Raw genomic sequence first — 14,214 nt, forward strand, 5'->3', positions numbered from 1 at the left:
CCGCTTTTTCGTGTTTTCGGTTTGCTGTCGATCAGGGAACGATCAGCGTGCCGGCACCGCGCTCGGTGAAGATTTCGAGCAGCACGGAATGCGCCGTCTTGCCGTTGAGGATGACGACGCCCTGGACGCCGGCCTTGATCGCATCAATGCAGGTTTCGACCTTCGGGATCATGCCGCCGGAAATCGTGCCGTCGGCGATCAGCGCCCGTGCCTGCGCTACGGACAGTTCCTTGATCAGCTTGCCTTCCTTGTCGAGCACGCCGGGAACGTCGGTGAGGAACAGGAGCCGCGTGGCGTTCAGCGCACCGGCAATTGCACCGGCAAAGGTGTCGGCGTTGATGTTGTAGGTGTGCCCGTCGCGGCCAGGTGCCACCGGCGCGATCACCGGGATCATCTCCGAGCGGGCGAGCAGGTCAATCAGGGTACGGTCGACCTCGACGACCTCACCGACGAAACCGAGATCGAGCACGCGTTCGATGTTGGAATCCGGATCCTTGATGGTCTTGCGTGCCTTTTCGGCAAAGACCATGTTGCCGTCCTTGCCGCAAAGGCCGATCGCCCATTCGCCGGTCTGGTTGATGAGGGCGACGATTTCCTTGTTGATCGAGCCGGCCAGAACCATCTCGACGATCTCGACGGTCTTTTCGTCGGTGACGCGCAGGCCGCCTTCGAACTTCGATTCGATGCCCATCTTCGTCAGCATCGCGCCGATTTGCGGGCCACCGCCGTGCACGACGATCGGGTTGACGCCTGACTGCTTCAACAGAGCGATGTCGCTTGCAAAGGCTCGGCCCAATTCGGCGTTGCCCATGGCGTGGCCGCCATATTTGACGACGATCGTCTTGTTCTCGTAGCGCTGCATGTAGGGCAGGGCCTGGTTGAGCAGGCGTGCCTGGATTTCACTTTCATTAGCGGACATGGCGGACCCTCGAAAAATACCGGCTGCTGTTTAACGCAAGTTTCCCGTCGATGGAATGATCGGCGAGCAACATAAAACAGCAATGACGATGCGCGCTGGCGGATAGCGATTTGTGCTCTATGTCCTATCTCAAGAATGCATCGGGTCGGGTTGGCAATGATCGACGAGGAAATTTCCGGACTGCTCGGCCGTGTTGCGCTCAGGGATCGTGCGGCCTTTGCCGAACTTTACCGGCTGACCAGCCCGAAACTTTTCGCCATTTGCCTGCGTATCCTGAGAGACCGAAGTGAAGCGGAAGAAACGCTCCAGGAAATCTACGTCAGAATCTGGCAGCACGCCGACCGTTTTTCGCCCGGCCAGTCAACGCCGATGTCCTGGTTGGCGGCGATTGCGCGCAACCGTGCCATCGATCTGATCCGGGCGCGAAAACCCGTAGCCAACGCGATTGACGAAGCCTACGATTTGGCTGATCCTGCTGCCGATCCGGAAAAATCGGCAGTGGTCAGAGCAGAGGGCAGGCGGATCGATGCGTGCATGGAGGAGCTCGAAACCGATCGGGCGGACGCCGTGCGGCGTGCCTATGTCGAAGGTCTGAGCTACCAGGAACTGGCTGAAATGTACGCTGTGCCGCTGAACACGATGAGGACTTGGTTGAGGCGCAGCCTGTTGAAGTTGAGAGAGTGCATGGAGCGATGACAGCGTCCACCCCAGACAAAGGAGATTTCCGCCGCGACGAGGTGATCGCCGGGGAATATGTGCTGGGTGTGCTATCCGCCGACGACCGCCGCAAAGTCGAGGCCCGCCTTGCATCCGACCGCAATTTCGCCGCCATGGTGACGCGCTGGCAAAACAATCTCTCCTCCTTCGACGAAGCCTATGATCCCGTCGTGCCGCCGGCGCGGATTTTCGCGGCGATCGAGCGCCGGCTCTTCGAAACGGCCCCGCCTGCCGCGGCCCCGGTGCGGGCAGGCATATGGCAATCGCTTGCGCTCTGGCGTGGTCTCGCACTCGCCTCGCTTGCTGCCGTCGCCGTCATGGGCGCGTCCATGGCAGGGCTGTTTGCACCGCCGTCCGGCGGCCGGCCGCTTGTCGCCGAAATGACCGGCAAGGGCATTTCGGTCGATCTCGTCGCCCGTTTCGATCGCGAGACCGGCCATCTCCGGGTGACGCCGGTTGCCGCACAGCAGGCCGAGCAAAAATCGCTGGAGCTGTGGCTCATCAACGGCGACAACCCGGCCGTTTCCCTCGGCGTGCTGCCCCAGACCGGCGAAGGCGAGATCATCATCGCCCCGGCCATGCGCGGGAAATTCTCGCGCGGTTCGGTTCTGGCCGTCAGTATCGAGCCGCTTGGCGGTTCGCCGACCGGATCGGCCACCGGCCCGATCATCGCGCTCGGCAAGGCCCGCGATCTCTAACTCAGCGCACGCGGGCCTTCCCGGTCCTGCAGCGTCGGTCGCTTCTCACGTCGTTTTTCGCCCAACCGACCGGCAATCCGAAAATTCCTGAAACTCTTTTTCCAAGGCTTCCGTTGCTTGTCATGTTCCCGGGGAGGGAACGGCAATTTCAACGAGGCGGCTGGGTGTCGCCTCCCTGACAGGTTCAACAGGAAGGAAGACCAAGATGTTCACCTATGGAATCCGTTCGTTCGCTGCCATCACCATACTGACCGCAAGTGCGGCAATCGCCCATGCCGAGAACCCGATGGTCGGTGGCGCGGCGATGTATGCGGACAAGAATATCGTCGAAAACGCCGTCAACTCGAAGGATCACACCACGCTGGTGGCGGCGGTCAAGGCGGCCGGGCTGGTCGAGACCCTCCAGGGCAAGGGGCCGTTCACCGTCTTCGCGCCGACGAACGAGGCTTTCGAGGCCTTGCCGACCGGCACGGTCGACACGCTCCTGAAGCCGGAAAACAAGGACAAGCTGACCAAGGTTCTGACCTGCCATGTCGTCTCCGCCGACGCGATGTCCTCGGCGATCGCCAAGATGGTCAAAGGCGATGGTGGCGAACACGACGTCAAGACGGTTGGCGGCTGCGTTCTCCAGGCCAAGGATGACGGCGGCAAGATCACACTCACGGACGAGACCGGCGGCACGGCCACGGTCACCATCGCCGACGTCAAGCAGTCAAACGGCGTGATCCACGTTATCGACAAGGTGCTGCTGCCGAAGGGCTGAGCTCTCGCTTCCTCCGGATCGCCGCGGCAGACATTCGCAGGCGATCCGCCGCCGGGGTCTCATCCGTGGCGCGCCGGCGCTTCTGCCACCGATCGCTTGCGATCGGTGGCCTTTCAACCCGGCTTCTTCACGGCGCTTTGATCGGTCTTGTTTTGCCGCGTGACAGGCCGGCCGCTATCTTCGACCTCGGCAGCGTCAAGGGGCATGACAAGGAGGGTTCGATCGTGAACCGGCGGAATTTTCTGATTTTTGGCGGGACACTAAGCGTGATCGCGATCGCGGCGGCAAAGGGGTTTCCGCTGGCGGCGCGCCCAGCCTCGGCCGAAACGTTCGAGGTCACGAAGACCGATGCCGAATGGCGGGCGATCCTGACCGACGAACAGTATCGGATACTGCGCCAGGAGGACACCGAGCGTCCGTTTACCAGCGCGCTCAACAATGAAAAGCGCAAGGGCACGTTTCAATGCGCCGGTTGCGCGCTCCCTGTCTATTCCTCCGAAGCCAAATATGACAGCGGCACCGGTTGGCCGAGTTTCTGGCAGTCCCTGCCGGGCGGCGTGGCAACGCGCGAGGACAACGCACTGTTCATGACGCGAACGGAATGCCACTGCCATCGCTGCGGCGGACATCTCGGCCACGTCTTCGACGATGGCCCGCCGCCAACCGGCAAACGCCATTGCATCAATGGTTTCGCGCTGACATTCGTTGCGGCGAGCGCCTAGGAGCACTTCCAGGAGAAGTGCGAAGCGGTTTTCCGGCAGGAAATGCGCGAAAACAAAAAGATGGTAGTTCTGCGACTCCGTTTAAGCCGAACGCACTAGCGCCCGTTCCTGCGGTCGACGATGCGCCCGCAGGAAGATCGCGCTGATGCGGCTCAGAACGTTCCGGCTTGCGGCGAAGGCGTCTGGGCGTCGGAGAGCGCCGCCTGGAGCTTCTGCTCCTGCTCGGGCGACAGCGATGTTTTCAGCACGCGGCCGCGCAGGCCTGAGAATTCGGCCAGGACCTTTTCCGGCTGCACCTTGCGCACCAGGACGAACAGCGCCGACGAGTTGTTCGGGATGGTGTTGCCGAGCGACTTGATGAATTCGTCGTCGATGCCGTAGTCGGTCAGCGAGCCGGAGAGCGCACCGGCGCCGGCGCCGAGCGCGCCGCCGATGGCAAAGCCAGCGAGTGGATTGAGGAACAGCAACCCGACGAGCCCGCCCCAGATGGAGCCGGACAAGAGACCGGAGGTCGCCCCGATCGCGGTCAGGTTGAGGCTCTGCTTGAGGTGGACCTTGCCTTCTGCGTCGCGCACGACGACGACGGCGTCCTCGAGATCGATCAAATATTCCTTCTTGAGGCCGGCGAGCTTGACGAGAACCTTGTCGGCCTCTTCAGGCGTGTCGAATCCCACAACGATCAAATCGGACATGTGTCTCTCCTATCCTTGACGCTATCGCGCAAGGAAACGCGCGACCGCACGGCAGAGATAGAGCGGTTTGCATGTCAGAGTAGTGACGGAGATCAAAGACTTTCGGGCGATCGTCGCTCTCAGCGCGAAAGCGCAAGCTCGATCGTCGCGCGAAGCTCATCGATGCCCTCTCCCTTTTCCGAGGAGGTGGAGAGGATTTCGGGAAATGCGGCGGGGTGCTTCTTGATCTTCTCGAGCGTCTCGGCGATCAGCCGCGGCACGCCGGCGGCCTTGATCTTGTCCGTCTTGGTCAGGATGATCTGGTAAGAGACGGCCGCCTTGTCGAGCAGCGACAGCACGTCCTCGTCGTTCTTCTTGATGCCGTGGCGGGAGTCGATCAGCACGTAGACGCGCTTCAGCGTCGCGCGGCCGCGCAGATAGTCGAACACCAGTTTGGTCCAGGCATCCACCTGTTCCTTCGGCGCCTGGGCATAGCCGTAGCCGGGCATGTCGACCAGCGCCATCGGCGGCAGATCGCCCGCTTCACCGGAATAGCCGTCGGGCACGAAGTAGTTGAGTTCCTGGGTGCGTCCGGGCGTGTTGGATGTGCGCGCCAAGCCCTTCTGGCCGACCAGCGCATTGATCAGCGACGACTTGCCGACATTCGATCTGCCGGCAAAGGCAATTTCGGTCGGTCCTTCCGGCGGCAGGAACTTCATCGCCGGGACGCCGCGAATGAAAATCCACGGCCGGCCGAACAGCGGCTTGTCGTCTTTTGTCTTTGTGTCGGCCATCGATGTTCATTCCTTCGTCAAGATTGGCTTTGGCTTCACGGTTTTGGCCGGCGATGTCAAGCTTTCGGCTCGGCGCAGCTATCGAACCGGCGGGATTTGCTGGCGCAGCCCCTCGACGGTGAGCTTAGAGCGGCCGAACGAAAAAGCCCCGGACCGAGGTCCGGGGCCTTGTGAAGGCTCTGTCTGCCGGCGTCACTCCGCCGGCTTGGGTTTCTTCGAGAACAGGTTCTTCAGATTGTCGAACAGCTCGATCTTCACGCCCTGGCGCTTCATGATGATCGACTGCTGCAGCACCGAAAGCGTGTTGTTCCAGGCCCAATAGATCACCAGACCGGCCGGGAACGAGGCCAGCATGAAGGTGAAGACAACGGGCATCCAGGTGAACAGCATCGCCTGGGTCGGATCGGGCGGCGTCGGGTTCATGCGCATCTGCACGAACATGGTGATGCCCATGATGATCGGCCAGACGCCGAGGTGCAGGAAGGACGGCGCGTCGAACGGCAAGAGGCCGAAGAGGTTGAAGATCGTCGTCGGATCCGGCGCGGACAGGTCGTGGATCCAGCCGAAGAACGGTGCGTGGCGCATCTCGATGGTGATGTAGATCACCTTGTAGAGCGCGAAGAAGACCGGGATCTGGATGAGGATCGGCCAGCAGCCCGCGAGCGGATTGATCTTCTCGTCCTTGTAGAGCTGCATCATTGCCTGCTGCAGGCCCATGCGGTCGTCGCCGAACTTCTTCTTCAGCTCTTCCATCTTCGGCTGAACCTTCTTCATGTTCGCCATCGAAGAGTACTGCTTGTTGGCAAGCGGGAAGAACAGCAGCTTGACGACGATTGTCGTCGTCAGGATGGCGATGCCGAAGTTGCCGAACAGACGGAAGAAGAAATCCATCATTTTGAACATCGGCTTGGTGATGAAGTAGAACCATCCCCAATCGATCAGCTTGTCGAAGTTAGGGATAGAATAGGCGGCCTCATAGTTGTCGACGACGGGCACTTCCTTGGCGCCGGCAAATACGAGGTTCTTGAGTTCCGAGGACTGACCGGCGGCAATGGTGATTGCGTCGCTCTTGTAGTCGCTCTGATAGCGGGCGCGGCCATCTGTGAAGTGCGAGAAGCGGGTCTCGTAAGGCGTCGCCTGCGGCGGAACGATCGTTGCGGCCCAATACTTGTCGGTGATGCCGAGCCAGCCGCCCGTCGCCTTGCCGGGTTCGATCGCCTTGTCGTCCTCGATCTTCGAATAGCCGACTTCCTGCAGGCCATGATCGCCGATGACCCCGATGAAGCCTTCATGCAGAACATAGACGCTCGGTGTCGTCGGCTTGTTGAAGCGCGTCACACGACCGTAGGAGGAGAGCGACACCGGTTCTGCGGCACCGTTCTTGATGCTGTCGACCACCTGGAACATGTAGCGTTCGTCGATCGAGATCGTCCGGTTGAAGGTGATGCCCTTCTCGTTGGTGAAGCTCAGCGTCACCGGCGTTGCGGGCGTCAGCTTGTCGCCGCCCGAAAGCGTCCACACGGTCTGCGGGCCGGGCACGCTGCCGCTTGCCGCATCGCCGACATAACCGATTTCGGTGAAGTAACCGTCGGTGGTCTCAGCCGGGCTGAACAGGGTGATGATCGGGCTCTGCTTGCTGACGGTCTCGTGATAGGCCTTGAGCTTGAGATCGTCGAAGCGCGCGCCGGTCAGGTTGATGGAGCCGGAAACCGCAGGCGTGTCGATGGCAACGCGCGCCGACTTGGCAAGCGCCTTGTCGCGGTTTTCGCCCGTCCCGGGAACTGTGCCGCCAGGCAGGGCCTGACCGGTCGCCGGCTGTTGAGCCGTGGTGCCCGGCTGCGATTGGGTCTGCTGAGCCTGCTGGGCCTGCAGCGCTTCCGCAGCGATGCGTTCCTTTTCCATCTTCGGATTGACGTAAAGGAACTGCCAGGCGACGAGGATCAGCACGGACAGGCCAATCGCCACGAAATAGTTGCGGTTTTTTTCCATCATTGTTTCCTGGAACCGGCCGGCGGCCGCTTCTGTTTCGGCTTGTTTTCGATGCGCTCGCCAAGCCCCCGGGTCAAGGCGTCGAAGGGGGCATTCAGGAGATCGCGTCGGGCGACAATCACATAGTCGTGTCCGGGTTTCATTGCAAACCCGGCGGAAAGCCGCACCGCCTCTTTCAGGCGTCGGCGCATCCGGTTTCGCTCGACGGCATTGCCGTGTTTCTTGGTAACGGTGAAGCCGACGCGGGCCTCTCCCTCCGGATCGTTGCGGTCGAGCACTTCGAGGAGAAACAGCGGGCCTCTACGGCTTTCTCCTGCCCGAACGGCCAAAAACTGCGGACGGCTTTTCAGCCGCCCGACAGTCGTTTTGTCTTTATCTGACGTCATGTGCCCGGACACTGGTTTCGGGCAACTTCGGCTTAAGCCGAAAGACGCTTGCGGCCACGAGCCCGGCGGGCTGCGAGGACCTTCTGGCCACCCGAGGTGGACATGCGTGCACGGAAGCCGTGACGGCGCTTGCGAACAAGCTTGGACGGTTGGTAAGTACGCTTCATTTATTTTAATACCGCGGTGTGCGGCCCTTCTTGGGTTTGCACGTAGCAAGGAGCGTTTACGTTCCGGACATAGCTCCGCCTGTCGGGCAGGCAGGCTTGGCCGGACGTGGGCGGCTTATAAAGGCAAATTTCCCGGAAAGTCAATCACGCGAGGCCTTCGATGGGCAAAAGTGATCGCATCCCGATATCCGGGCGACCTCGATTTCGCAGGCACAAGCCGCGACGCACTATCTCAGACTGGTAAACAGGGAGCTAACCGGCACTCCCCAGAATGCCGGCCGGCCACCGCGATCTTTATTAACCATGAATGTTTTAGCGTGACTGCGGTGCAATGAGGCCGCGACCCTTCCGATAACCGGGCAAGTCTTGCGGTGTCGTGGAGGCAGGGATGAAAATACGTGGTAAGATCAATCTGATCGTCGGGGTAATGAGCCTCCTGGCGATCGCGGTGACCGGCATGTCGCTGCTGGTGGTTTCTCAATACAACAGCCGGTTCCATCAGTACCAGAACGCTTCTGAGCGTGCCTTCAACGGCGAGCATCTCAATCGACTGGTGACCGGCGTCGTCATGGAAGCGCGCGGAATCTACGCAGCGCCCACCATCGAAAAGGCAAAGCCCTTCGCCGAAGGCATTCTGAAGAACCTCGAAAAAATCGATGCGCTGTTTGCCGAGTGGCGACCCCTGGTGCCGGCCGACAAGCTCGGCTCGTTCGATGCGCTGGTCAAGCGCGCTGAGGAGTTCAAGACGTTCCGCGTCGAAACCGCGCGTCTTGGCCAGGAGGTATCGCCGCAGGCGGCCAACGAGCAGGGCAACACCGACGCCAACCGCGCCAACCGCAAGGCCTTCCAGGGCGAGATCGACGCCGTCGTCGAAGCCAACCTGGCAACGCTCGAGACCGTCAAGGCTGACATCGCTTCGTTCGAACGTTCGGTCATCGTCATCATTCTCGGCATCGCCGGGCTCGGGCTCGCCGTCGGTATCGGCACCGCCTTCTATATCGGCACCAATCATCTGAGCCGTCCGATCCTCGATCTCACCGGCAAGATGAAGCTGCTCGCCGGCGGCGATCTTTCCGCCAACGTACCCTTTGCCGACCGCAAGGACGAAATCGGCGAGATGGCTGCGGCCGTGCAGATCTTCAAGCAGAATGGCCTTGCCGTTCGCGATCTCAACGCCCAGGAAGCGGCGCTGCGCGAAAAGAGCGCCGATCTGCAGATGAGCATCGGCGTCGTCGTCTCGGCTGCGGCCGCCGGCGATTTCACCAAGCGCATCGGCAAGGACTACGAGAACGACGATCTCAATCGTTTTGCGTCGAGCGTCAACGAACTCGTCGGCAGCGTCGATGCCGGCATTGCCGAAACGCGCCGCGTCGTCGCCAGCCTTGCCGCCGGCGACCTGACCCAGAGCATGAACGGCCAGTTCCATGGCGCCTTCGCCGAATTGCAGAAGAACGTCAACGAGACGCTGTCGACGCTGCAGAAGACGCTGCGCGAAGTGCGTGTCACCACGGACTCGATCAACGGCAATTCGTCCGAGCTTCGCTCCGCCGCCGACGATCTGTCGAAGCGCACCGAGCAGCAGGCCGCAGCACTCGAAGAGACGTCTGCGGCACTCGACGAGATCACCGTCGCCGTCAGGAGTTCGACCGAGCGGGCGCAGGAAGCGACCGTAATGGTCAACGAAGCCAAGGAAAGCGCTGCCGAATCGGCCGCAGTCGTGCGCAACGCGGTCGAGGCCATGGGCCGGATCGAGCAGGCATCGAGCGAGATCGGCCAGATCACCAATGTCATCGACGAGATCGCCTTCCAGACCAACCTGCTGGCGCTGAATGCCGGCGTCGAGGCTGCCCGTGCTGGTGATGCCGGTAAAGGCTTTGCCGTTGTCGCTCAGGAAGTTCGCGAGCTTGCTCAGCGTGCGGCCAGTGCTGCCAAGGACATCAAGGCCCTGATCTCGAAGTCGGGCTCGGAAGTCGCAACCGGCGTCCGGCTCGTGCAGGAAACCGGCGCGGCGCTTGGCGAGATCGAGGAGCGCGTGCTCAAGATCAACGATCATATCCACTCGATCGCAACGGCCGCACGCGAACAGTCGACCGGCCTCGGCGAAGTCAGCACCGCCGTCAACCAGATGGACCAGGTCACCCAGCAGAACGCCGCCATGGTGGAAGAGGCGAATGCCGCGACCCACAAGCTGTCGGCGGAAGCCAACAACCTTGCGAGCCTGATCGCCTACTTCAAGCTCGACGGCACTTCGGCGGCACGCACGATCGCACCGGCGCGGGAAACCAGCCGTCCGGTGGATTCGCCCGCCCGCCGGATGATGGGCAACGTCGCCCGCGCCTTCAGCGGCGGATCTTCGGCGGCCGTCGCCAGGGACAACTGGGAAGAGTTCTGATCCGACCAGTTTGACGGATCGCACCAATCGACGCCCGCGGACGACTGACGTCTCCGCGGGCGTTTTCCGTGGATAATCTGCAATCATCGCCCCGTCGTTGCCGCCACGCTCTCGTGTAACGGCAACGTGAGTTGTCTTGTCGGCCCGTTCACGCTGTCGTTTTGCAACGCGACCATTCGTTATTGGTCTCCGGTATGGATTGCCGATACTGCAAGGAAAGACTTTTCCAAGAAACGAAATCACATGAACCGAAGCGCCATCAACAGAGCCGGGGATGCCCGTCCAACGCCGTCGGAGGCACCGGACGAGGGCTCGCCCGAAGACCGCGGCAAGGTCGCGTGGCGTCTGGTGCTGTTGGCCCTTCTTGTCGCCGGCGGGTTTGCCTCCTATGCCTTCGGACTTCAGCGTTATCTGTCTCTGAGCGCACTCGTCCATCACCGTGAGGCGTTGCGCCTCTATGTCGAAGCCTATCCGCTTCAGGCCGCCGGTCTGTTTTTCCTGGTCTACGTAGCAGTGGTGGTCTTCTCGATCCCGGCTGCTTCGGTTCTGACGATCTTTGCCGGCTTTCTCTTCGGCTGCGCCGGTGGCGGCCTTCTCGTCGTTGCAGCCGCGACGCTCGGCTCGTGCCTGTTGTTTCTGGCGGCCCGCAGCATGTTCGGCGATCTCCTGCGGCGGCGTGCCGGGCCATTCCTCGCGCGTTTTGCCGATGGTTTCTGCCGCAATGCGTTTCTCTATCTTCTCGTCCTGCGGCTCACGCCGATCTTCCCGTTCTTCGTCGTCAACATCGCGCCCGCCTTCTTCGAGGTGAGATTGAGAACGTTTGCGATGGCAACTCTGATCGGTATCGTTCCCGCCACCTTCGCCTATGCCTGGCTCGGCGGTGGGCTCGACGAGGTGATCGCCAGTTCGGCTGCCGTTGGCCGCGAGCTGTCGGTGTCGGATTTCGCAACGCCGAAATTGACCTTGGCGCTTGTGGTATTAGCGTTGTTTGCGGCATTGCCACTCGCTTTCAAGCGGGTATGGTCGCGCCGCAAGGCTGTTTGACGGGTACGGGGCAGGCGTGGCGAAAGTCATCAATCCGGATATCTGCGTGATCGGTGGCGGTGCCGCCGGGCTTTCCGTGGCGGCGGGTGCCGCCGCCTTCGGTGTTCCCGTGGTCCTGATCGAACGCGGCACCATGGGTGGGGATTGCCTCAACCACGGATGCGTGCCGTCGAAGACGCTGATTGCCGTCGCCAGGCACGCGCAGGCGATCCGTATGGCGGGTCGCTTCGGTCTGGCCGCTGGCCAACCCGTCGTCGACTATCAACGCCTTCATGCCCGCATCCACGAGGTCATTGCCGGTATCGCTCCGCACGATAGCGTCGAGCGCTTTACCGGCCTCGGCGTCGAGGTGCTGCAATCCTCGGCCCGGTTCGTCGATGAAAATACCGTTGCCGCCGGAGACCATCTCGTCCGCGCCCGCCGTTTCGTCGTCGCCACCGGCTCGTCGCCGGCGATCCCTGATATTCCGGGCCTCGACAAAGTGTCGTTCCTGACCAACGAGACGCTGTTCGATCTGACCCGGCTTCCGGCCCATTTGATCATTGTCGGTGCGGGTCCTGTTGGCATCGAGATGGCGCAGGCCTATCGCCGGCTTGGCGCCGGCGTCACCGTCATCGAGAGCCGGCGCGCGCTTTCGGATGCCGATCCCGAGCTTTCATCGATCGCGATTGCCGCACTTCGGCACGGGGGCGTGGTCCTGCACGAGGCAACGACGATCCTTGGCGCCGAGCAGGATGGCGGGCGGGTCGTTCTGCGATGCGAGAATGGAGGCGGCGTTTTCCAGGTCGAAGGCAGCGATCTCCTGATTGCCGCCGGTCGTCGGCCGAACCACGCATCGCTCGGCCTTGCCGCCGCCGGCATCGACCACAATGCGAAAGGCATAGAGGTCGGGCCCAACCTTCGCACCAGCAATCGCCGCGTCTATGCGATCGGCGATGTCGCAGGCGGGCTGCAGTTCACCCATGTGGCGAGCTATCATGCACGGCTGGTGCTGCAGCAGATGCTGTTTCGATTGCCGGCGCGGGAAGATCGGACGATTGTGCCGAAGGTCACCTACTCCGATCCGGAAATCGCCGAGGTTGGATTGAGCGAGACGGAGGCGCGGGAAAAATTCGGCGCCGTCGACGTCATCAGGACCGATCTTGCCGCAGGCGACCGTGCCCGCACGGACGGGGTCGAGGCTGGCGTGATCAAGATCGTCGCCGGCCGCCGCGGACGCATCCTCGGTGTCGGCATTGCCGCCCCAGGTGCAGGGGAGCTGATCAACATGTGGTCGCTTGCGGTCGCCAACGGCATGACGCTGAAACAGGTCCGCGGCTATGTCGCACCCTATCCGACCCTTTCCGAGATTGGAAAACAGGCGGTCATCTCCTATTATGCGCCCTTGGCGAGGAAGGCGGTCGTGCGGTCCGCCATCAGGGCCTTGCGGTATTTCGGCTGACGGACAGGGATTTTTCGGGACGATGAGCGAAGAGGCGCAGCCGACGACGGTGAGTGAAGCGCCGCGAACCGCAGCGGGCTTCCTCCGCGGGCTCTCGGGCAAGCTGCTGTTGCTGACGATCGTTTTCGTCATGCTGGCCGAGGTGCTGATCTTCGTGCCGTCGGTCGCAAACATGCGCATCCGCTGGCTGCAGGATCGGCTGAACACCGTCGCTGCCGCCGCCGTCGTCGTCGACGGCCTGCAGAATGTCGAGCTGCCCCGAAACGTGCAGGACGACACGCTGATGGCAACGGGCACCAAGGCGATCGTCATTCGCCGCAAGGATGCCTCGCGGATGATCGCTGCCGCCGACATGCCATCAGAGATCGACGGCGAATACGACACCGCCAATTTCACCGCCTTGGCGGCGATCCGCGATGCCTTCGATACGCTGCTGTTCGGTGGCAACCGGGTGGTGCGCGTCTACGGGCCGCTCGGTGAAAGCGACGCGGTGATCGAGCTGGTCATGGCTGATGCCAGCCTGCACAAGGCGATGCTCGTCTATTCCCGCAACGTGTTCTTCCTGTCGATCATCATCTCGCTGATTACCGCGACGTTGATCTTCCTTGCGATCAACCGGATGCTGATCGTGCCGATCCGGCGAATGACGGCGAGCATGCAGGAATTCTCCAACGATCCGTCCAATCCGGCGCGCGTGCTCGTTCCGCCGGAGGGGCGCGACGAACTCGCGGTCGCCGGCCAGCATCTGGCGAGCATGCAGCGCGAGCTGCAGAAGACGCTGAAGCAGCAGAAGAGCCTTGCCGAGCTTGGCCTGGCGGTGTCGAAGATCAACCACGACATGCGCAATATCCTGTCGTCGGCGCAGCTGATCTCCGACCGTCTCGCCGATGTCGATGATCCCGTCGTCAAGCGCTTCGCACCGACGCTGCTGCGGGCGATCGACCGGGCCGTCGGCTATACCCGCGAGGTTCTTTCCTATGGCCGTACCACCGAGGCCGAACCGCACCGCCGGTTCGTCGCCCTCAAGCCGCTGGTCTCCGATGTCGCCGAGCTGCTTTCGATCGATCCGCAATCCGGCATCGAATTCCAGATCCAGGTGCAGGACGACCTTGAGGTCGACGCCGACAGCGAGCAACTGTTCCGGGTGGTGCACAATATCTGCCGCAACGCCGTCCAGGCGCTGACGAATCACGAGGCCGAGGACGGGCGGCCACGCGTCGTCAGCGTTTCGGCGATGCGCATGGGCAGTGTCGTCACCATTTCCGTCGACGATACCGGCCCAGGCATGCCGGCAAAGGCCCGCGAAAATCTTTTTGCAGCCTTCCGCGGCTCGGCGCGCTCGGGCGGCACCGGTCTTGGCCTGGCGATTGCACGCGAATTGGTGCTCGCCCATGGGGGAACGATTGCCCTTGTGGAAAAGCCGACGCCCGGAACGCTTTTTCGCATCGAATTACCGGACCGCCCGGTGCCGCTCGATGCATTTCGCTCCAAAGCCCGGCATTGAAGGGGTT

At 62.1% G+C, this 14,214-nt stretch carries 14 protein-coding genes; 8 read left to right on the forward strand and 6 right to left on the reverse strand.

The window, feature by feature from the left end; genetic code table 11:
* Positions 1-31: 31 nt before the first annotated feature.
* Positions 32-919 carry an acetylglutamate kinase gene (gene argB, locus J3R84_RS00400; RefSeq protein ID WP_203527347.1) on the reverse strand — a complete coding sequence of 296 codons (888 nt, stop codon included), beginning with the start codon at positions 917-919 and terminating at the stop codon, positions 32-34.
* Positions 920-1,075: 156 nt separating this feature from the next.
* Here argB and J3R84_RS00405 point away from each other — a divergent pair, with 156 nt between their 5' ends.
* The 4 genes from J3R84_RS00405 (at position 1,076) to msrB (ending at position 3,819) form a co-directional block, all read left to right on the forward strand.
* On the forward strand, positions 1,076-1,615 hold the full coding sequence (locus J3R84_RS00405) for a sigma-70 family RNA polymerase sigma factor (RefSeq protein ID WP_025425743.1): 540 nt from the start codon (positions 1,076-1,078) through the stop codon (positions 1,613-1,615).
* Complete coding sequence (locus tag J3R84_RS00410) at positions 1,612-2,334, forward strand: anti-sigma factor (RefSeq protein ID WP_025425744.1); 723 nt, start codon at positions 1,612-1,614, stop codon at positions 2,332-2,334. The genes J3R84_RS00405 and J3R84_RS00410 overlap by 4 nt, the downstream gene beginning before the upstream one ends.
* A 205-nt stretch (positions 2,335-2,539) precedes the next feature.
* Positions 2,540-3,097, forward strand: a complete 558-nt coding sequence (locus tag J3R84_RS00415; RefSeq protein ID WP_025425745.1) for a fasciclin domain-containing protein — start codon at positions 2,540-2,542, stop codon at positions 3,095-3,097.
* A gap of 266 nt (positions 3,098-3,363) precedes the next feature.
* Positions 3,364-3,819: a peptide-methionine (R)-S-oxide reductase MsrB gene (msrB, locus tag J3R84_RS00420; RefSeq protein WP_371412231.1), complete on the forward strand. Its 456-nt coding sequence runs from the start codon at positions 3,364-3,366 to the stop codon at positions 3,817-3,819.
* Between the two features lie 152 nt (positions 3,820-3,971).
* Here the strand turns inward: msrB and J3R84_RS00425 are convergent, their stop codons facing one another.
* The 5 genes from J3R84_RS00425 to rpmH form a co-directional block, all read right to left on the reverse strand.
* Positions 3,972-4,511 carry a DUF1269 domain-containing protein gene (locus tag J3R84_RS00425; RefSeq protein ID WP_025425747.1) on the reverse strand — a complete coding sequence of 180 codons (540 nt, stop codon included), beginning with the start codon at positions 4,509-4,511 and terminating at the stop codon, positions 3,972-3,974.
* Between the two features lie 119 nt (positions 4,512-4,630).
* On the reverse strand, positions 4,631-5,284 hold the full coding sequence (yihA, locus tag J3R84_RS00430) for a ribosome biogenesis GTP-binding protein YihA/YsxC (RefSeq protein ID WP_025425748.1): 654 nt from the start codon (positions 5,282-5,284) through the stop codon (positions 4,631-4,633).
* 192 nt (positions 5,285-5,476) lie between these two features.
* On the reverse strand, positions 5,477-7,273 hold the full coding sequence (gene yidC, locus J3R84_RS00435; protein WP_025425749.1) for a membrane protein insertase YidC: 1,797 nt from the start codon (positions 7,271-7,273) through the stop codon (positions 5,477-5,479).
* Positions 7,273-7,671 carry a ribonuclease P protein component gene (rnpA, locus tag J3R84_RS00440; RefSeq protein WP_025425750.1) on the reverse strand — a complete coding sequence of 133 codons (399 nt, stop codon included), beginning with the start codon at positions 7,669-7,671 and terminating at the stop codon, positions 7,273-7,275. The genes yidC and rnpA overlap by 1 nt, the downstream gene beginning before the upstream one ends.
* A 20-nt stretch (positions 7,672-7,691) precedes the next feature.
* On the reverse strand, positions 7,692-7,826 hold the full coding sequence (gene rpmH, locus J3R84_RS00445) for a 50S ribosomal protein L34 (RefSeq protein ID WP_081788836.1): 135 nt from the start codon (positions 7,824-7,826) through the stop codon (positions 7,692-7,694).
* 388 nt (positions 7,827-8,214) lie between these two features.
* Between rpmH and J3R84_RS00450 the strand changes: the two genes are divergently transcribed.
* The 4 genes from J3R84_RS00450 (at position 8,215) to J3R84_RS00465 (ending at position 14,207) form a co-directional block, all read left to right on the forward strand.
* Positions 8,215-10,218 (forward strand): methyl-accepting chemotaxis protein, encoded by a 2,004-nt coding sequence (locus tag J3R84_RS00450; RefSeq protein ID WP_025425751.1) that lies wholly within the window; start codon positions 8,215-8,217, stop codon positions 10,216-10,218.
* A 243-nt stretch (positions 10,219-10,461) separates the two neighbouring features.
* The gene (locus tag J3R84_RS00455; RefSeq protein WP_025425752.1) at positions 10,462-11,262 is read left to right on the forward strand and encodes a TVP38/TMEM64 family protein; all 801 of its coding nucleotides are present in this window, start codon (positions 10,462-10,464) and stop codon (positions 11,260-11,262) included.
* A 16-nt stretch (positions 11,263-11,278) separates the two neighbouring features.
* Positions 11,279-12,703 carry a dihydrolipoyl dehydrogenase family protein gene (locus J3R84_RS00460; RefSeq protein ID WP_025425753.1) on the forward strand — a complete coding sequence of 475 codons (1,425 nt, stop codon included), beginning with the start codon at positions 11,279-11,281 and terminating at the stop codon, positions 12,701-12,703.
* A gap of 22 nt (positions 12,704-12,725) precedes the next feature.
* Positions 12,726-14,207, forward strand: coding sequence for a sensor histidine kinase (locus J3R84_RS00465; protein ID WP_025425754.1), 1,482 nt, complete (start codon positions 12,726-12,728; stop codon positions 14,205-14,207).
* Positions 14,208-14,214 lie beyond the last annotated feature (7 nt).

It is taken from the genome of Ensifer canadensis, from assembly GCF_017488845.2.
GTDB classification, from domain to species: Bacteria; Pseudomonadota; Alphaproteobacteria; order Rhizobiales; family Rhizobiaceae; genus Ensifer; species Ensifer canadensis.